General features: G+C 67.3%; 14 protein-coding genes. 5 read left to right on the top strand and 9 right to left on the bottom strand.

What is annotated here, in order from left to right:
- Position 1: 1 nt before the first annotated feature.
- The 3 genes from eccCa to eccD are packed head-to-tail and all read right to left on the bottom strand — an operon-like array spanning position 2 to position 6936.
- Positions 2 to 4024, bottom strand: a complete 4023-nt coding sequence (gene eccCa / locus ACFRAQ_RS28950; RefSeq protein ID WP_379105210.1) for a type VII secretion protein EccCa — start codon at positions 4022 to 4024, stop codon at positions 2 to 4.
- Positions 4025 to 4045: 21 nt separating this feature from the next.
- A complete protein-coding gene (gene mycP, locus ACFRAQ_RS28945; protein ID WP_379105208.1) occupies positions 4046 to 5554 on the bottom strand; it encodes a type VII secretion-associated serine protease mycosin in 1509 nt (502 codons plus the stop codon).
- The gene (gene eccD / locus ACFRAQ_RS28940) at positions 5515 to 6936 is read right to left on the bottom strand and encodes a type VII secretion integral membrane protein EccD (protein ID WP_379105206.1); all 1422 of its coding nucleotides are present in this window, start codon (positions 6934 to 6936) and stop codon (positions 5515 to 5517) included. The genes mycP and eccD overlap by 40 nt, the downstream gene beginning before the upstream one ends.
- 210 nt (positions 6937 to 7146) lie before the next feature.
- Between eccD and eccA the strand changes: the two genes are divergently transcribed.
- The 5 genes from eccA (at position 7147) to ACFRAQ_RS28915 (ending at position 15402) form a co-directional block, all read left to right on the top strand.
- On the top strand, positions 7147 to 8982 hold the full coding sequence (gene eccA, locus ACFRAQ_RS28935) for a type VII secretion AAA-ATPase EccA (protein WP_379105204.1): 1836 nt from the start codon (positions 7147 to 7149) through the stop codon (positions 8980 to 8982).
- A 509-nt stretch (positions 8983 to 9491) separates the two neighbouring features.
- Positions 9492 to 11189: a type VII secretion protein EccE gene (gene eccE / locus ACFRAQ_RS28930; RefSeq protein WP_379105202.1), complete on the top strand. Its 1698-nt coding sequence runs from the start codon at positions 9492 to 9494 to the stop codon at positions 11187 to 11189.
- A 176-nt stretch (positions 11190 to 11365) separates the two neighbouring features.
- Positions 11366 to 12562, top strand: a complete 1197-nt coding sequence (locus tag ACFRAQ_RS28925) for a hypothetical protein (RefSeq protein ID WP_379105200.1) — start codon at positions 11366 to 11368, stop codon at positions 12560 to 12562.
- A gap of 8 nt (positions 12563 to 12570) precedes the next feature.
- Entirely contained in the window at positions 12571 to 13881 is a 1311-nt protein-coding gene (locus tag ACFRAQ_RS28920) for a hypothetical protein (RefSeq protein ID WP_379105198.1), read from the top strand.
- A gap of 9 nt (positions 13882 to 13890) precedes the next feature.
- Positions 13891 to 15402, top strand: a complete 1512-nt coding sequence (locus ACFRAQ_RS28915) for a serine/threonine-protein kinase (RefSeq protein WP_379105196.1) — start codon at positions 13891 to 13893, stop codon at positions 15400 to 15402.
- A gap of 35 nt (positions 15403 to 15437) precedes the next feature.
- Here ACFRAQ_RS28915 and eccB read toward each other — a convergent pair whose 3' ends face one another.
- From eccB to ACFRAQ_RS28885, 6 genes are all read right to left on the bottom strand, one after another.
- Positions 15438 to 16949, bottom strand: coding sequence for a type VII secretion protein EccB (gene eccB, locus ACFRAQ_RS28910; RefSeq protein WP_379105194.1), 1512 nt, complete (start codon positions 16947 to 16949; stop codon positions 15438 to 15440).
- 117 nt (positions 16950 to 17066) lie between these two features.
- On the bottom strand, positions 17067 to 17399 hold the full coding sequence (locus ACFRAQ_RS28905) for a hypothetical protein (protein ID WP_379105192.1): 333 nt from the start codon (positions 17397 to 17399) through the stop codon (positions 17067 to 17069).
- Between the two features lie 57 nt (positions 17400 to 17456).
- Entirely contained in the window at positions 17457 to 17759 is a 303-nt protein-coding gene (locus ACFRAQ_RS28900; RefSeq protein ID WP_357282343.1) for a WXG100 family type VII secretion target, read from the bottom strand.
- 90 nt (positions 17760 to 17849) lie between these two features.
- The gene (locus tag ACFRAQ_RS28895) at positions 17850 to 18638 is read right to left on the bottom strand and encodes an ESX secretion-associated protein EspG (protein ID WP_379105189.1); all 789 of its coding nucleotides are present in this window, start codon (positions 18636 to 18638) and stop codon (positions 17850 to 17852) included.
- Complete coding sequence (locus ACFRAQ_RS28890) at positions 18635 to 19663, bottom strand: PPE domain-containing protein (protein ID WP_379105186.1); 1029 nt, start codon at positions 19661 to 19663, stop codon at positions 18635 to 18637. The genes ACFRAQ_RS28895 and ACFRAQ_RS28890 overlap by 4 nt, the downstream gene beginning before the upstream one ends.
- A gap of 16 nt (positions 19664 to 19679) precedes the next feature.
- Positions 19680 to 19994, bottom strand: coding sequence for a PE family protein (locus ACFRAQ_RS28885; RefSeq protein ID WP_357088993.1), 315 nt, complete (start codon positions 19992 to 19994; stop codon positions 19680 to 19682).
- Positions 19995 to 19996: the final 2 nt, after the last annotated feature.

Here is a 19996-nt window from a genome sequence, read left to right as displayed (position 1 = left end):
GCTACAGCGCGGGCAGGTCGGCGATCTGGATCATCTCGTCGCCGCGGGAGCGGGACCAGAGGATGCCGCGCCCGGGCGGCAGGCGCATGGGGCGGATATCGCCGATGAGCTTGCCCTCGTCCCGGGAGCCGCTCATGAGCAGCGCGGGGACGGACAGGTTCTTCATCGACCCGAGCACCTGGTCGTAGAGGGCGCGGGAGATGCCGCCCATATTGCGGGAGATGACCACGTGCAGGCCGATGTCGCGGGCCTGCGGGAGCAGTTCGATCAACGCGCCCAGCGGATTTCCGCCCGCCACCACCATGTCGTAGTCGTCGACCACCACGTAGATCTCGGGTCCGGTCCACCAGTCCCGGTCACGCAGCTGCTGCGGGGTGATGTCGGAGCCCGGGATGCGCTTGGACAGGTAGTTGACGACTTCCTTGATCATGCCGCCGCAGGTCTGCGAGGACGTGGAGTACCCGGCGAGCTGGTCGCCCTCCAGGACCCCGAGCAGGGTGCGGCGGTAGTCGATGAGAATGACGCGCGCGGTGTCGGCATCGGAGCTCTCGGCGATGCCGCGAATGATGTTGCGCAGCACCGTGGTCTTGCCGGACTCGACCTCGGAGAACACCATGAAGTGCGGGTCGGCGGCGAAGTCCAGCACGATCGGCTGCAGCTCGGATTCGCCGATGCCGATGACCACCTTGGTCGGGCCCTGCTGAATCCCGTGGCGGCGAGCCAGTTCCAGGATCTGCTCGCGGGGCACGCTGCCGGGCAGGGTGCGCACCTCGGGCGCGCGGCGCTCGCCCCAGATGGCCTGCATCTCGGTGCGCGCGGCGGCCACGCCCTCGGCCAGGTTCTGGGCATTGGTGTCGGAATCCAGGCGCGGCATGGCGATGAGCATGTGCAGCTGGTCGGCGGTGAGACCGCGGCCGGGCCGGTTGAGCGGCACGTTGACCGCGACCCGGCGGCCCATCTCGGAGTCCGAGGGGTCACCCAGGCGCAGTTCGATGCGGGTACCGATCATGTCCTTGACCGAGGCCCGGATCTCGCCCCACCGGTTGGCGCCCAGGATCACGTGAATGCCGTACGAAAGGCCCTGTGCCGCAAGCTGTCCGACCAGCGGCTCCAGGCTGTCGAATTCCTCGCGGACGACCTGCCAGTTGTCGATGACCAGGAACACGTCGCCGAAGCGGTCGGTCAGCACCGGGTCGTCGGACTGCGGCGCGTTCTGCGCGGCGTGCTTGCGCCGCCGGAACTCGGCCATGGATTCGATGCCCAGCCCGGCGAAGCGCTCCTCGCGTTCGCGCAGCAGGGTGGTGAGCTCGGCGATGGTGCGCCGGACCCGGTCGGAGTCGAGCTTGCCCGCGACCGAACCGACGTGCGGCAACCCGACCAGGCCGGCCATGGAGCCACCACCGAAGTCGAGGCAGTAGAACTGCACCTGTTCGGGCGTGTGGGTGGCCGCCGCGGACATGATGATGGTGCGCAGCGTGGTCGACTTGCCGGACTGCGGACCGCCGACGACGGCCACATTGCCCTGCGCGCCCGCGAGATTGATGGTGAGCACGTCGCGGCGCTGCTCGTAGGGCTTGTCGATGATGCCGATCGGCATCCACAGCTGCCCGTGCCGGTTGACCGGCGAACGCCAGTCCGGATCCGGCAGCAGCATGTCCACGGTCGGCGAATCCTCGAGCGGCGGCAGCCACACCTCGTGGGCGGGACGGCCGTGGCCGGTCAAGCGTTTCACCACGGTCTGCAGCAGGCTGTCGGGCAGGCCCTCGTCGCCGGAGGGCGGCGGGGGCGGCAGCAGGTCGAGCGGATCGAACGGGTTCTCCGGTTCGGGCTGCTCGAGGATCTCGACCATGGCGGCGGTGAATTCGCGCGGCGGCGCCTCGACGACGGTGGTGCCGTCGGCGGCCTGGCGGGCCGAGCGGGGCGCGACGTAAGGCCCGGACACGTAGGTCGCGTTGAACCGCAACGGATCCGAGGCGTCGCTCTTGAGGTAACCGGAACCCGGGATACCGGGCAGATGGTAGGCGTCGGTGATGCCCAGCACCGCGCGGGACTCGTTGGCCGAGAAGGTCCGCAGACCGATGCGGTACGACAGATGCGAGTCCAGACCCCGCATCTTGTTCTCCTCGAGCCGCTGCGAGGCGAGCAGCAGGTGCACGTGCAGCGACCGGCCCAGTCGGCCGATCATGACGAACAGGTCCGCGAAATCCGGCTTCTGCGAGAGCAATTCGGAGAACTCGTCGATGACCACGAACAGCGCGGGCAGCGGATCGAGCGGCACCCCGGCCGCGCGCGCCTTCTCGTACTCCACGACATTGGCGAAGTTGCCCGCCGAGCGCAGCAGTTCCTGACGCCGGTTCATCTCACCGGCGAGCGCGTCGCGCATACGGTCGACGAGCTCGAGCTCCTCCTCGAGGTTGGTGATGACCGCCGCCACGTGCGGCAGCGGGTCCATGCCGAGGAAGGTCGCGCCACCCTTGAAGTCGACCAGGATCAGGTTGAGCTGGTCGGGCGAGTGCGTGGTGACCATCGAAAGGATCAGTGTGCGAAGGAATTCCGACTTGCCGGAGCCGGTCGCGCCGATGCACAGGCCGTGCGGGCCCATGCCGTTCTCGGCGGATTCCTTGATGTCGATCTCGACCGGCGTCCCGTCGGGGGTGATGCCGATCGGCACGCGTAGTCGCTCACGCCCGGCGCGCGGCCGCCACACCTTGGCGGGGTCGATCTGCGCGGCGTCGGGGATCTTGAGCAGGTTCATCAGGCCCGGGTCGCTGGCGGTGGTGTTGTCGCCGAGGCTGACGATCTGCGCCGCGGTGGCGATCCGGAAGCGGGCCAGACTCCGCGCGAAGGACTCGACCTCGGCCAATGTCACGGTGTCGGCGTTGGCGAACTTCTCGGTGCCCGCCGCGCTCTTGGCGAACACCTCGCCGCCGGTGGCGACGAGCTGGAGTCCGCGTCGCGCGGCGAGGCTGTTCTCGGCGGAGCTCAGGTCGATGACGGTGACCGCGTCCAGACCGGATTCGCTGATCAAACGTTCACTGCCGCTGACGTATCCGTCGTCGATGATGACGACCAGGTGCAGCCGCCCCTGGGTGGGCTGCGGGTTGCGCATGAACCGGCCGCGCTCGAGCAGGTCGTCGGCGAGCGCGGTCTCCAGCTCGCCGAGCGAGCCGTAGATCATGCGCGACGCGCCCATGCCGTCGCGTTCGCTCGAATGCTGAACGTGCGGCAGCCATTTCGCCCACGCCCAGGCCTCGCAGTCGGGTTCGGCGGTGACGATGGCGACGGCGACGTGGTCGGGTCCGTGGAACGCGGTGAGCTCCATGAGCATCGACCACACCAGCCCGCGCGCGTCCTCGGCCGGGCCCTCCACATTGATGGCGGGGAAGGCGCGCAGCGACACCGCGGTCGGCAGGTGGTGCACCACGGAATGCGTTCGCACGAAACGACGCAACGCCACGGTGGACACCGGCTCCAGGTCCTCGAGCGGTCCGGTCTCCGGCCGCGCCAGTTTGGCGGCGAGCCGGTGGGTGCCGATGCCGACCCGCACGTGCCCGAAGTCGGGGTCGGCGGGCCGACGCTCCCACATGCGGCGCGAGCCCACGATCGAGGGCAGGTCGGCCGGTTCGGGGTGGCTCCAGATCAGCATCTCGAGCTGCTTCTGCCCGGTGCGCCGGACTTCGCGGCGGGTCTGGTCGAGGTAGCGGAAGTAATCCTTGCGTTCCTCGTTCAGTTCGCCGGAGCTCTTGTTGCTGCCGCGCTGGCCCATGAGCATGCCGCCCATGGACATGACCATCATCATCGGCATCATCATCATGTACGGGTTGGTCAGCACGGACCGTCCCATCATGGCGAACATGGCCAGCATGCCGATCATGGCGACGATCATCACGACCGGCATCAGCTTGCTCATCAGTGGCGCGGGCACCGGACGCGGAATCTCCGGCGGGGCCGTCAGCGCCATTTCGCCGCCCGGCGCGCGCGGTGGCGCGATGCGGGGGCGGCGCACGAAACCTTCGGTAGCCATGGGGTAGTTCTCCGGTCGTCGTTAGTCGAGGTCGGGCAGCTCGTCGTCGGTGCGCCGGCGCCGGAACGGAATCGACACGGCGAGACCGATTCCCAGCGCGGACAGGCAGACGATGGTGCCGACGGTGGCCACCAGCCGCGGCAGGCGCGGCGGGCCGGCGGGTTGCACAGGCTTGGGGAAGGCGTGGGACTTGTCGGCGTCGGCGTGGATCGGCAGCTCGGGCGTCTCGGCGGTGAGCACGTCCGCCGGGAACACGGTGGTGAGCGCGGCGACGGGGTCGATGAGACCCGCGCCGATGCGATCGTCGCGGCCGGTGCCGGGCTGGTGCGCGGTCAGCATGATCTGGTTCATGACCTGCCGCGCGGTCCAGTCCGGGTTCTTGGCCCGCACCAACGCCGCCAGGCCCGCCACATAGGGTGCGGCGAAACTGGTTCCGTTGAGCGCCTTCTGGCCGGAGTCGAGGCCGGTGGCGTTGACCAGTCCGGTCCCGCCCGGCTTGTTGTCGAGCGAGACGATATTGGTGCCGATGGCCGCGACCCCCACCCACGGGCCGTAGAGCGAGAAGCTCGACGGGCTGCCGTTGGGGTCGATCGAGGCGACCGGGAGCACGTACTTGTCGAACCAGGCCGGGCTGGCGATGGTCTTGACCTTGCTCCAGCTGGTCCGGCTGTCGGTGTAGGTGTCGTTCTGGGTTCCGCAGCCGCTGTTCTGGTCCACGTTGCCCGCGGCCACCACCACGACCACGTTCTGCTCGAAGGCGAAGCGCACCGCGTCGCCGAGCACCGCGTCGGCGGTGTCGCCGCCCGCGGCGGTGCAGGCGTCCTCGGAGATATTGATGACGGTGGCGCCCATGTTCACCGCGCGCACCACGGCCGCAGCCAGCGTCTGCATATTGCCGTAGCCGGACTTGCTCATGCTGCCGGGCGTGTCCCCGCCCGCCGAGTCCTTGGCCTTGTAGGCGTCGCTGAGCTGGCGGATGGACAGGATCTCCGCGTCCGGCGCGACGCCGACGAAGGCGTCGTCCGGGCCGGGCTGCGCGCCGATGATGCCCGCCACCAAGGTGCCGTGGCCGTCGCAGTCCTCACTGGTGCCGTCTCCGTCGGCGACGTAATCGCCGCCGCCCTGGAGGTTCGCCAGCCGGGGGTGCCGGTTGACGCCGGTGTCGATGACCGCGACCTTCTGCCCCGCGCCCTTGCGGTTCGGGCCGGGATTGGCCCGCCACACCGCGGGCAGGTCGAGCACCTTCTGCGCGACGGGTTCGTCGCGCGGCGCGTCGCCCTTGAGCGACTGTTCCACGCAGACGGCGTTCTTCTGCGTCGGCACCGGCGGCGCGGGCTTACCCGCCAGCCCCTGCGCCTCCCCCAGATGGGACAGGTCGGGATTGGGCCGGCTGACAGCCGCATTCGCGACCGGGGCCTGCGGCCCCAGCAGCGCACCGCCGAGAATCGCTGCCGCACACAGTGTTCGCGCCCAGTTTCCGGGACGCGCGATCATATGTTCCGGGCCGTCGAGTAGACGTCCATGATCCACAGCACCAACGGGACGATCGAGCAGATCAAGCCGTACTCGAAGATCTCGTTGAAGCGCCGGGTGACTGGGGTGACCTCGACGTGCGGGCCGATCACGCCGAATCCGATGGCGCCCACCGCGAAGGCCAGCAGCAGTCCGGCCGAGAGCAGCGGCATGCCGTCGTCGGCGACCGCGAGCAGCACCGCCAGCCCGATGAAGGTGACGCAGCCGCTGACGATCAGGGTGGCGGCCTGGGTGAGATCGGCGAACGAGCGTCCGCGCAGGCAGAGGATGATCGAGACGACCACGGCGAGCGCGATGCCCTGCCAGCGGCCGGAATTCAATGGATCGGCCGTGCCCAGCGCACCGGCGACGGCGCCGATGGCGCTGCCGACCACGATGCCGGTCTGGAACTGATTGGCCGTGCGGGCGCGCTGCCCGAGTCCGTGTGCGGACGGCAGCACGGTGGCGCCGATCGCGCCGATGCCCTCGATGGTGGGGCGGGGTTCGTGGTCGGCCGGGTCGATGGCCGCGCCGGCGGTGGGCACCGGCGGCACGGGTAGTCGGGCCAGCATGGCGGCCAGTCGCGGCACCATCGACAGGACGACGATCGACGCGACCAGTACGCCCGCAGCCACTTTCGGCACTCCGGCGTCCCAGATCATGCGCACGGCGGCGCCGAGTCCGGACAGCAGCACCACGGTCACGACCGCGGACACCACCGCGGCGCCGGCCCCGATGATGCGGTAGCCGACCACGGCGAGCAGCAGGGTCGCGGCCGCGCCGAGCATCAGGTGCGGACTGCCCAGCGAACCGGGCACGGCCAGCGCCGCGCCACCGAAGGTGAGCAGCAGCATGCACAGCGTGAGCACGGTGGCGGTCAGCTCGTCGGCGTACTTGCGCATGGCGATCGCCCCGGCGACGAGGGCCCCGATCGCGCCGAGCAGCAGCAGCGGCGGTGCGACGAACTTGTCGCCGTCCGACCGCGACAGCAGCGCCAGCAGCACCGCGAACAGCACCGCCGACACTCCGGCCACCAGACCGGTCCAGCGGGCCGCGCTCGGCGACCAGCTGCGGAACTCCTCGGCGGTGAGTCTCGACACAGCGTCGATCACGTCGTCGAACAGCGCGGGCGCTTCCTTGGCGGAAACCGCGCGCAGCACCAGCAATTCGCCGTCGTAGATCTCGGCGTCATTGAGGGTCTGACTGGGCGCGATCATGTCGCGGCCCAATTTGGCCAGTGTCCAATGCTGCGATTGGAGTGGCGTGCCACCCTCATCGCCGCCGATCGGATCGGGATTGCGGGATTCGATGAGACGCACCAGATCACCGATGAACGCGGCGATCGGCACGTTGGCCGGCAGACCGACGTCGAGCTGGGTATTCCCCCCGATGACGGACACTCGGCACAATTCGGGTTCAGCCGCCCGCGGGCCGCTGATCGACTGTGCTGTCACTTGCTGAACTGCTCCCCTATAGCTCTCAACAGTTGCCCGCCCAGGGCGGTTAACCATAATGTATCCGACTGTCCGCAGCCGTGCGATTCGCGCGGTGTGGGTGGGGAAAGTGAACGAAAGACCAACCAGGTTCGACGAATTCGGGGTTCGACTAGGATGATCGACACTCGCCAGGCCCAACGCGCCTTCGATGCGGGAGTGCTGTCCTTGGGGTTGAGCATCGAGGGCCAGGAATCGAACCGGGACCTCGACTACGCGAAACTGGCGTTCCAGCGCGCCACCGAGTGGGACCCCACCATGGCCGACGCCTGGCTGGGCCGGGCCGCCGCCGGTGAGGTCACCACGGATGTTCTGAGCAACCTGTACAAGTGCAGCACCGTCTCGCTGGGACGGGAACAGCGCCGGTTGGGCCTGCCGCCGCGGACGCTTGCTGGACGTTTTCTGCCGGGCCTCTACATCGACTATCCGCTGGCCAGTTTCACCGAGACCCACCTGGCGTGGGCGGCGCACCTGATCTCGGAGAAGCAGTACGACGAGGCCGAGCAGGTCCTCGACGAACTCGAGAAGCACCGCCGGGCACGGGCTTCGGAACCGGACTTCGAGATCGACGGCCGGATCGCCAAATACGTGCGCGGCATCCTGCACTACAACACCCAGCGCTGGCCGGACGTGATGACCGTCCTCAACGGCTCCGACAGCTGGGAGGACCCGTATCTGGCCGCGGGCGCGCATGTGATGGTCGGCACGGCCTGCGCGCAGCTGGGCCTGTTCGGTGAGGCGATCCGCCGCATGGAGGCCGCCGAGGCGGGCCCGATTCCGGCGGCCCGCACCGCGGCCATGTTCTGCCGCGGCCTGTGCCTGCGCGAGAACGGCGCGGCCGAGGAGGCGCAGGCGCTGTTCGAGAAGGTGTATTCGCAGGCACCGGATTTCGACGCCAACACCGCGGCCATGCGCGACCGCACCTACCGCATCACCCTCACCACCCGTGAGGTGATCGAGGCCCGCACCGACCGCTGGGATCCGGCATCGGCGCCCTCGCTGGAGGAGAAGCAGGCCGCCGAGCATGAGGATCGGGCCAAGGAGATCCTGGCCCAGGCGCGCGCCGAGCTGGACAAGCAGATCGGCCTGGCGGCGGTGAAAACCCAGGTGGCCAAGCTGCAGTCGAGTGCGCAGCTGGCGAAGATCCGGGCGGAGAAGGGGCTTTCGAGCTCTGCGCGCGGCCAGCACCTGGCTTTCACCGGTCCGCCCGGTACCGGTAAGACCACCATCGCGCGCGTGGTCGCCAAGATCTATTGCGGCCTGGGCATTCTCAAGACCGACAAGGTGGTCGAGACCAAGCGCTCCGACTTCGTCGGCCAGCACCTGGGTTCCACCGCCATCAAGACCGACGCCCTGATCGACACCGCCATGGACGGCGTGCTGTTCATCGACGAGGCGTACACCCTGATCCAGACCGGGCTCTCGGGCGGTGACGCGTTCGGGCGCGAGGCCGTCGACACCCTGCTGGCCCGCATGGAGAACGACCGCGACCGCCTGGTGGTGATCATCGCCGGATACGACGGCGAGATCGACCGCTTCCTGGCCGCCAACGATGGTCTGGCGTCCCGCTTCGCCAAGCGGCTCCAGTTCCCGTCCTACACCGCCGAGGAACTCGGTGCGATCGGCGAAGTCGTTGCGTCCAAACGAGATTCGGACCTGTCCGAGGACGCGCTGGCGGCGCTGATCACCACCTGTCAGAAGCTCTACACGATGGAGAGCACCGATCAGAGCGGGCAACCGCGCCGCGGAGTCGACGTGGCCGGCAACGGCCGCTTCATCCGCAACCTGATCGAGGCGGCCGAGGAGGAACGTGAGTTCCGGCTGGCCAACGACGAATCCATCGATCTGAGCGCCGTGGACGAATCGGTGCTCATGCGCATCGAGGGTCCCGACATGAAGGCCGCGTTGAGCACCCTGCTCACCTCGCTGAATCTGGCGTCGGCCGCCGACTGAGGGGCAACTGAACTGTGAACGACTTTCCGCGGGGAGCGGGCGGCTATCAGCCGGGCGGAAATGGTGGGAGCGAGCGGCAGGGCCGTCCGCCCCAGGGGTATGGCGATCCGGGGCAGCCGTACGGTCCCGGCCAGGCATACGGTGATCCCGGCCAGGGGCACGGTAGTCCTGGCCCGGCGCACGGTCATCCCGGCCAGACGCACGGTCATCCCGGACAAGCGCAGGGTGCTCCCGGCCACTCATCCAGTGCGGGAAGCGGTTTCGGGCGCGAGTTCGACGACTTCCTGAACCGCACGTCGAATGTCGCGGCGCCACCGCGGCCGGTGCCGCCACCGGCTCCACAGCCGCAGGCCCCGCAGGCTGCACCGGCTGCACCGCAATCGTCGGGAGCGCAGCCGGACCGCTCGGCCACCGCGGAGCCCGAGGCCCGGTCTCGCAGGCGTCGCGCGCCGCAGCCCGACGCGACGGCTGCCGCGAATACCGTTGCCTCCGAGCTACGTTCGGACGACGTGTGGCTGCTGCGGAACCTGCCGCTGCGCCTGGTGATTCCGGCCGCCCTGTTGGGCGTCGCGCTCTCCCTGATCGCGGTGGCGTTGAAGGCCCCGTGGTGGGGTGCGCTCCCGGCCGGTCTGATTCCCGCTCTGATCCTGTTGATCCCGGTCGGCGGCGTCCCGATCGGCCTGCGGCTGGGCCGTTGGGCGACCTACCGCTGGCAGCAGGCCCGCCGCGCGAATCTCGACGAGAACGCCGCGGTCGACGTCCCGCTCCCCGACGGCGGCAGCTGCGGCCTGCGCTGGGACGGCACCCTGCTGACCACCATGCTCCGCATCGACCCGCCGCCGGACACCCTGACCCTGCTGCGGCGCGGCTCGCTCAGCACCGATCAGCTGCTGCCGCTCAACGAGATCGCAGCCTGCCTGCGCCAATACGATGTCGAGCTGCATTCGGTCGATGTCATCAGCACCGGCACCCGCACCGCCAGCCCCGAGGCGGTGATCTCCGGCTACGCGGCCAGCATCGCCCCGCTGGGCCGGCTCTACGACGAGATCCTGGGCCCGCTGCCCGCGATCGCGCACCGCACCATGTGGCTGGTGTTGCGCCTGAACCCGCTCGACAACGCCAAGGCGGTCGACAATCGCGGCGGCGGCCCCGAGGGCGCGCTCCGTTCGGCCCTGGTCGCCACCCGCCGGGTCGCGAACCGCCTCGCCGGGCACGGCATCACGGCTTCGGTCCTGACCACCTCCGAAATGTCCACCGCCCTGCGCGAACTCACCCGCGGCATCCCCGTCGCCGAGTTCACCGAGCACCCGGACAACTTGGAGCACAACGGGATTCACCTGACCAGCTACCAGATCGACCCGCAGCTGTTCAATTCCGACGGCCTGGCCAAGATCTGGGCGGTCCGCAGCCTCGCCACCACCGTCACCGTCCGCCTGCAGCCGGTCCCCGAGCCCGGCGCCAAGCCCGGCCAGCCCGCCGCCATCGTCGAGGTGGACGCCCGAGTCCGCTACGACACCCCCTACGAGCACGGCGAACCCCCCGTGGCGGGCCTGAAGGAACTCCCCCGCCGCCAACTCTGGGCCCTCATGGACATCCTGTCCTACGGCACTCAGGAGATCCGCCCCTCCGGCTACCGCGGCCCGGTCGACGTCCTCACCGACATCACCATGCCCACCGCCGGCTGCGGCCAGCTCATCGGCGCCGACGCCACCGGCAGCGGCATCGCTGTCCCCCTCATCGGCGACGGCTCCCGCCGCATCGACATCATCGCCAGCCTCCAACTGGCCCAGCAGGTCATCATCCGAGCCATCGCCCTGGGCGCCGGCGCGGTAGTCCACACCGCCCGCCCCTGGGCCTGGCAGGGCATGGTCACCAATATCGCCGCCCCCCACGCCCTCTCCCTGGCCTCCTCGGTAACCCACAGCTCCCGAGGCACCACGGTCTCCGGCCGCCTCCCCACCCCCGCCGCCACCGTCATCGTCTTCGACGGCGTCCCCGCCACCGCACCCCCCGGCTCCGCCACGGTAGTCACCGTCCACGACGCCATCTCCCCCGACTACCACCCCGACGCCGACGTCACGATCGTCCAACACCCGGACGCCCCCCACACCATCTCCGTCCATACCCCCGCCACCATGACCACCGCCATGATGGTCACCACCCCGGCCGAACAGCACTACCTGACAGGAGCCACCGCCCGCCGCTGACCTCCGAAGCGCGCCTGTGAGATGTCCCCCAGCGGATTCCCATGGCGCGCCTCACATCTAGACCAGCCAGTACACTTCTGCACACCAGAAGCTGGGCACAACAGGCAATTCGGTATCGGGGGGGATGTTTCGACATGCGTCATGGCCATGGCCGACTACGGTCGGCCCGTCTCGGGATGCGCGCGGCAGCAGCGGCAGCGCTGGCGGTTTCGGTGTTGGTGAGCGCGGGGTGCGGGTCGGAATCACATGCGGCCGAGGATAAACCGGCTGAACTCAGCAAGCTCGATACGGGCAGTTACCCGACGAAACCGCAGGACCCGACTGTGCCGGACCCCGCCAAGCAGGCTCGCATCCTCGAAGGAGCCCGACTCGGCAATATTCTGCCGCTAGGTTCGGAGATCGACCCAGCCCTTGGCCGTAATGGGTCCGACATACACATCTTCACCGAACCGAACACATATGACGGAATTCTGAACGTCGATCACTTCGCCGAAGACGCGGCCGGATTCGTCGTCGGATTCGCGACGAGTGCACGTCCCGCCGACGATGTCTTCCTGGGCTATACGCTGACCAATGCGGTCATGATCTTCGATAGCGACGCCGCCGCGGCCAACGCCGCAAATGCACTGGTCCGTCGTGGCTTCTGGCTGTCGCAGGACGGCGCGGCGGTCGATCCGATCCAATCGGCACAACATCCTGCTGCCCAGATCATCTGGGCTCCAACGGAACAGCGGCTCGCATCCTGGTATCCCACCGGGAAGTTCGTCATCTTCACCATGTTCGATCTGATCGAGAATCGATCCGTCGAGCACAGTTTCGGAGTGGCTCCCGAGCCCGCGCCTCTCGCATTGGCCGACAAAGCAATCGATGTGACCACCGCGCGGTTGAAGACGTTCCAGCCGACACCGCCGGACAAACTCGCCAGTCTTCCGCTGGACCCAGATGGCATGCTCCGGCTCACCCTGCCACGTCCGGCCGGAGACCAGACCTCGGCGGCCTTCACCGGGACCCTCGACCGACACGGCATGTTGCACGTCGTCGAGAATCCGGCCAAGTACCGGGATCTCTTCGACAAGACCGGCGTGGATTCCATCAGTGACGGTGCGGGATTTCTGGTTCGGGCCAAGGATTCCGATTCAGCTCAGGCATTCCTCGACAGCGCGTCGGCCTCGAGATATCAACAGCGGATCGACCCCCCGGCCGGGCTTCCGAACGCACATTGCGTGAAGTACCACGGACCCGACGAACACGCGGCCCCTTTCCATTGCTACGTCGCGTACGGACGGTACGCAGCGACGGTGTGGTCACAGCAACAGCAGGATGTGTATCAGCGGATCTCCGCGCAGTACGCCATCCTGGCCAATAACAAGTAGGGGGACTTGTGAAGAAGCTCGGTTCTCACCGTTCGTCCGGCGGATCGATCATCGGTGCCCTCGCGGTTCTTCTGGCCGCCACTTCGGTCGCGGGGTGCGCCAGCACGGTAAAAGGGGCTGCGGCCGCGGGCGAGATCAGCCTGGAGCAACTCACCGTCGGCAACTACCCGACCGAACCGCTCGACGTGCGGTTCTCCTATCAGCACACAGCACTCGACGCCCGGGCTCTAGCTTTGGGGCGACTGGCCGACAATGTCGTGGTCGGCGCCGACGTCGACCCGAAATTCGGTCACAACGTGCTAGCGCTGTCCATGGACAACTTGGCCACTGCGAAGGCTACTCAGGTCTTGGCGGGAGCTGTCCGTCCCGTGCTGGAAAGCAACGGAATGATGTTCGGCTTCTCGACAACCGCAAGCACTCGCGAACTACCCAAATCACGTCAACGCGATCGATCCGGTAACTTCAACCCATTCGACGGCGCCCTGGGCGATCCGGAAGCCACCGCGTTCAATGTGACCGTCTTGCAGTTCCCCGACCGAGAACGTGCTCGAGCGGCCGCCGACCAGATGGAGGCCGCGGACTTCGGGGTCTCGGCCGATCAGAACGTCCACATCACCCTGGACAAACAGCCGGACGCGAAGGCCCACTGGCGCCCAGGCATTCCGTCGATGGCCGCAACGATGGCGTATGGCCAGTACGCCGTGAATGTCTATGTCGCACAGCCCAAACCCGATCTCGATGGGCTGCGGACACTGGCTCAGCAAGTCTTCGCAGCGCAATTGCCGCTGCTCGACAAGGCACCGGCCCTGTCGCCGCACGAGATTCTCCGTCTCGACTACGACCCTGACGAGATGCAGCGCAGAACTCTCCACCCCAAGGAGTACCTCCGTCCTCATCCGGTCAGCGAGGCTACCCACACCCCCCGAGGCCATCTCCACTATGTCGACGACCAGGCCACATGGAAACGACTGCTCGACGACAACGGCGTCGACCGTGTCTCCAACGCCACTATGGGTGGCCAGGTGTTCCGTACGCGGGATGCCCAAGCAGCCGCCACGCTGTGGTCCGGAATCAAGCAAACGGCGAGCGGCTCGGCCGAGGCGTCGGCCAACGTCCCTGATATCTCGTGCAGCGCCGAGCCCAAGGACAAGTTCGAGGAGGCTTGGTACGCCTTCGACCTCCCGGCATCCAGCACCGTCTACGTCTGCGCTCTGCACTACGGCCGGTACGTCGCCCGAGTAGCCAGTCCCCAATTGGTCGACGTACAGCAGCGCGCCGCAGCACAGTACGCCTTGCTGGCCAAAAGCCAGTTCATGTGAGGAATCCGGATGAATATCGGAGCGGGCACCATTATCCGCGGCTACCGCATCGAGCGTCAGCTCGGATCGGGGGGCATGGGCACGGTTTACCTGGCTCGGCATCCCGAGTTGCCGCGATGGGATGCGCTCAAGGTATTGAGCCCGCAATACAGCCAGGATGCGGAGTACCGGGCCCGGTTCGAGCGTGAAGCGAATCTCGCTGCGGCTCTGGATCATCCGAATATCGTCGCAATCTACAACCGCGGCGAGGACAACGGTCAGCTCTGGATCGCGATGCAGTACGTCAATGGCATCGACGCGGCCGCTGCCGCGGAACGAGACCCTCGGTCGATAACCCCGTGGCGAGCACTGCACATCGTGACCGAGGTCGGCCGGGGCCTCGACCATGCACACCGTCGAGGCCTGCTGCATCGGGATGTGAAGCCCGCCAATTTCCTGCTGTCGATGGGCGACGGCGGCGAAGAACGTGTGCTACTGACCGATTTCGGCGTCGCGAAGTCGACCGAGGATGCCAGCGAGCTCACTCAAGCGGGTGGCTTCGTAGCCACGATCGCCTATGCCTCGCCGGAGCAATTGAGTGGAGATCGGCTCGATCACCGTGCCGATATCTACAGTCTCGCTTGCTCCTTCTTTCGTCTGGTCACAGGGCAGAATCCGTATCCGGGCACCCAACCGGCCGTGGTGATGATGGGGCACCTCAGCGAACCACCACCGCGTATCACCGCCGTCGACCCCACGCTGCCGGCTGCGGTGGACGATGTGATCGCCGTGGCCATGGCGAAGAATCCTGCAGATCGCTTCGAGTCCTGCCACGAGTTCACGGCCGCGCTGAAGTCGGCGCTCGAGTATGGGGTTTCCGGTCTCTCGATGCAGACCGTGCCACACGCCCGGAACACTGTTCCGGCGACAGCGTCACGGACAGAATCCGCTGCCTCGACGTCTGTGAAGCAGGATGCCCGTAAACGTCTGTGGCTTGCCGGAGGCGTTGCCGCGACGATCGTCGCGCTGGCCGCAGGCTCAGGAATCTGGGCGATGAGCGACTCGACGTCCAGCGGTGACCGAAGCGCGTTGGCCGAGGCCCGTAGCGACAATCCCGCCTTCAACGGGAAAAGCATTGTTGTAATGGACATCTCGGGCAAGAGCGGCTACTCGGCGGAGATGGATGTTCAGCTGAAGCCCAGCGCTCAGTCGAAGTTCCTCGAAGACCTCGGGTTCAGCTACAACCCGAATTTCCTGAGCAAGGGAGATGAACCGAATCCCCGGCCCATCAAATCGGGATCGGACTCTCAGTACGCCGCGCTGTCGCAGGTGACGTCGGGATACCTGCTCGCCGTCAGGAGTGATACCGACGCGGGCGGTGGCGGATTGGTCAATCTCCCGGCCTCGGTAGCGGGGACCACGGCGTCGGTCATCGTCGTCGACGATCCGACTACGGTTGCCGCCATTCGGCAGTGGTCGGCCAATTCGGAGCAGGTGCTACTCGACAAACTTCTGCCGATCTTACGCAAGCGAGTCAAGTAGCACCGGTCCGGTGATCAACCCACCGGACCTGCTCCTTACTGAGTCGGCAGCGTGTCCCAGTTCTTCAGAGCGTCCTTGTTGGACAGCGTCGGGCCGGGGACAAGCTGGCCGATGATCTCCCACGGGGCCAGGTGCGGTGCACTTCCCAGTCCGAGTGTCTGAGCCGTTGCGAGATCAGGAATGCCGTATCGAATCCCGTTGTCGGCGATGTAGAACAGGCTCTCCCGGCGCTGACTGCCCGGCTCGATGCCGGTGGTTCGCACGAATTCACCAGTGGTCGGCGGCACGTAGACGGCGTCCACCCGGTCACCGGAAGAACCGTCCTTGGTAGCGAGATCGACCGGCTTCCGTGAATCAGGCAATGGCAGACGCGTGCCGACGAGTAGTTGAACCGTGGCCCGGTCCGAGGGCCCCTCGGTCGCATCCGGCTGTTCCTTGCCGAGACCACTCTTCTTGGCCCAGGTGATGCAGGTGACCGGGTTGTCTTCCGCGGTAATGATCTTCGGAGTGGACTCGGGGAAGTCGTCGACGGGCAAGGAATGGACGACCGGGATGCCGTTGAGCACGTCCGGGGTCATCGCCTTGAAGCCGTTCATGCCCTGGGAGTTGTCGGAGCCAATCACCTGTGCGGTGAACGCGGAGATCCGTTGCACGCCGTCCGCCAGCACAATGTACAGATCGGTTCGATCCGATCCATCCAGCGCAGCGACCTTGATGATGCCGCCGACCGGCACGCCGTTCAGCTTGCCGAGGCCGTTCTCGCCGACATGCGGAACCGTGGGAGGAACCAGAGGCGGAACCCTGACCGCCGCACCGATGAGATCGGTCGTCGCCGGGCGCGGCCGCTTGCCACTCACCCCGAGCGCTTGCGCGATCGAATCCTTGGCCCGATCGAACTCCGCGATCTTGCCGTCGTAGATCAGGTAGTCCTTGCCACCCTTGTTCGCCCAGACCGCCGAGCCCTTGTCGGCTACCTTCACCCGGTCGCTGAGCTCCAGACTCCCAGAGATAACAGTCGTTTCCGCCCCCGAGGACGAAGCCGCGCCACCGGAAGCCGACAGCGGCACCTTGTCGCACAGAGTCCATTGGGAGCGCTCACCCTGTCCCGTACCGGGAAGGGCGGCCGGAACACCGGGAATTCCGAGGATCGGTCCACGCGGAACCGAATTCAGCTTGCTGTCCTTGACCGATTTCGGTGACTCGCTGGTACCCGAGATCAACCGCGCCGACGCGAGATTCAGCGTCGGGTACAGGGTCATCTTGGTCTTGTCGTCCTTGTCCCGGACAACGACATACAGTGCGCCACTGTCCTTGCCCATCACGATGTTGGCGTCGCCGATGGAGCCTTGCGGACGAATGAATGCCATGATTGCCGCGCCCGCGACCACGAGCACGGCCAGGACCGTGCCGACCATCAGCGATCGGAACTGCGACCGCATGGGGTCGTGCAGCATGCGGACATCTCGGCGGATCAGTGCGTGGTCGAGGCGGCGCAGTAGAAATCGGTACCCATTGACCTGGGCACGGGTGGTCAATTGGGCTGGCACTAACCAAATCCTTCGTCGAACCCGGAGTTACGGACACGTAGAGTACTGGGCGCCGACCGACGAAAGCGCACCCTCCTTCGCGAAGGGTGCGCTTTCGCAAGTGGCACCGGCGTCTCGCTACATGAAGGAGTTGCCGACCTTGGCGTCCGCGGCGAGCGCATTCGAAAGGGCGCTTTCGACCGCGTGCGCGACGGCGTCCAGGGTCGACAGGCACTTGTCCGCGTAGGCGTTGTCCCAGTCGCTCTTCGCGGCAACCACGGCTTCCAGCGCACCGTTCTCGGCACCGCTGTTCGGGTCCGACCAAGCCTTCTTCAGCCGCTCGACGGCCTGCCCGAGGTCGCTGGAGGTGTCGATCTTGGAGGTGCCGTCACCCGCAATCGCGACCAGGTCGCTGTGGAACTGACGGAGATCCGCCACGAGGGTGGTCATCCCAGCCTTGTCGTAAAGCATTTCTTTTCCTTTGCAAGAGTTGGAGAAGTCGGAGAATTCGTTCAGGCCCTGTGGCCGTCACCCGAGGTTCGTGAGAGCCTTCGCGAAGTCGTCCTTGTTGGTGATGTCGACGTTCTGGAAGACGTCGGTACCGGAGCCGACCTTCTCCTGGAACTCGTCCATCGCCTTGTTCAGCTTCTGAGCCTCGTCGTCCCACGCCACCGCAGCAGAGTTGAACGCGTCGGCCGCCTCACCCGCGAAGTGACCCTTGGACGAGTCGACCCGGTCGGTGATCTTCTTCAGCACGTCCTTGATCGACGCGACCACGTCGGCCATGTGGGACTGCGCGGCCTTCGCGAGTTCCGCTTCGTTTGCAACCATCGTCTGTACCTTGCCTTTTCTTCAGAAATGGATAGGCGATGCGCTGCGGCATCACCGGTTCGGGGCGTCAGCTGCGAAGTCACGGGTGACTCACGACAGCCACCTCCCCCCGGGCAGCGAGTCGATCAGAGCCGAGATCGACTGCGCGATACGGTGATCACTGCCCGGTGTCAGCGTGGACCAGAGTTGCTGGTCCGGGGCGACGCCCGGTGCGGCCACGATGCGGCCTCGTGCGGTGTCGTAGACCGCGACGGCTCCGGGCGATCGGTCGGTGACGCCGTCGGCGTAGGCGTAGGCCACGATTTCGGCGTAGGAGTGGGTGGCGGAGAGGGCGAGGCCGTAGGCGGTGGCGTCGGTGTCGGGGACGCCGAGGGTATAGACGGTGCTCGCGTAGTCTTCGGAAGTTGTTGCGGTGTCGAGGCGTTCGGCCAGGTCGGCGGATTCGGCGCTGAAGGCGGCGAGATCGGCGGGCGGGCAGGGGCCGAGGGCGTCGAGGAGGGGACGGGCGAGGGAGTCGCCGGAGCCGTCGGACCATAGGGGATGTAGGTCGAGGGTGTCGCCGCGGCGGATGGCGACGGCGTGACTGTCGGCGCGGCGGGCGACGCAGACGCGTAGTTGGCCGTCGGCGGTGTGGACCCGCATGGCTAGCTCGCGGTCGGGTTGAGCGAGGGTGAACAGTGTTGTGGCGGTGTCGGTGTCGACGTCACCGTGGGCGTCGACGATGCGGCGGGCGCGTAGGTCGGCGCGGGCCTGTTCCTGGGCGTCCTGCCAGTCCTGGTAGGTCTCCTGGCGCGGCCCGACGGATAGGACGAGCGGCAGGGTCTGCACACCTAGGTGGCCGGCTAGCGCGATGAGGCCGTCGTTGGTGAGGGTGGTCATGTGGCCGACCCCTGACTACCGGCGGATTCTGCTGCGCTGGACGCCTTTTCGGATCCACTGCCCGCATTGAACGCGATGTCGGCGGGCGCGCGCTGGGCGGCCGGGTCGAGGCCGCCGAGGACGGCGGGCGCGACCTGCATGCCGGAGGTGAGGCCCAGTTCGTTGTCGCTGGTGGGCGCGCCGACGAGCCCGGCCCGCGGCGTGTGCTCCTCATCGCTGGACTGACCCGTGTTCCCCATCGGGGTAGGGGCCATGGTGGTCCCGCTCTGCTGCACCGCAACCGGTTGCGTCACAACGCGTTGCGTGGTGGTTTCCTTGGCTTCGACGGTGGTGGCGCGCACCTGCGTCAGCGGCATGGGCGGCAGGTTGAGCGAGCTGAGGTTGAGGTTCGGCATCGACGGCGCCGGAACCGCGGGCGTTTCCGCCTCGACCGGCGCGACCGGTTGTTCGGCAGGCGTCAGTCCGGCGGTGACCTGCGGCGGAGCCTGGTGCTCCCACGGCTTGGCCAGCGATTCGGTGGCCGCCTCGTAGGTCCGCATGACCCGCGCCGCCTGCGCCTTGGCGGCGTCGGCGTCCATGTCGGTCTTGGCGAGCCCGCCCAGTAGAGGCATCCCGCCCGCGAGACCGAGCTGCTGCATCAGCTGTTGCAGATCCTTGAGCTTCTCGACCTCGTCGACGTCGGGCATGGTCAGTTTCGCGAGTTCGTATGCGGCCGCGTGTGTTTCGGCCTGCACCGCATTACCGGCAGCCGCGGAGGCGGAGGCCCCCATCCAGTCACGCAGGGCTTTGATGCGTTCGATGAAGGGCCCGCTGTGCTTGGATTCCCAAGCACTGTCGAGGATTACGAGAATTCTCTCGTACTCCACGGCGGCGGCGGCGAAACCCGCGCTCAGTCGAGTCCACGCGAGTCCGGCTTCGGCGGCGGGGATCGCCCCGGCGCCCGTCACCAGTTCGCGCGCCAGCTCTTCGGGCGGCTTGGACTCCCAAACCGTCTCGGTGAAGCCGGGTTTCGTCGGTTCCAGCATCGAGGAGGGTCTCCGCTCAGCCGGCGAAGCCGAGAACGGACTGTTCCTCGACCTTGCCGAAGGCGTCGAACTGGCTGCGCAGCGTCGAGGCGAGGTTACGCAGTTCGGTGACGCCGTCGCCGCCGGAGGCCACGAAGGACGCGGCGACCGTGTTGAGGGTCTGCGCGGCGCGCTGCGACACCTCGTCGGAGCCGGCGGGCGCGAAGTCGAGCTTCGCCTGCTCCACACCGAGCCCGTTGGCGATGCGGTCGGCGAGCGCGTCCAGCTGGGCCGCGGCGTCGCGGGCGGTCGAGGCGTCGAAGCGCAGACCGTCGAATGCGTTGATGCTCATGC

The sequence above is a fragment of the Nocardia sp. NPDC056611 genome, from assembly GCF_042792755.1.
GTDB lineage: Bacteria > Actinomycetota > Actinomycetes > Mycobacteriales > Mycobacteriaceae > Nocardia.
Note: the sequence above shows the minus strand (reverse complement) of the source record. Positions and strands in the feature narration are given on the sequence as shown.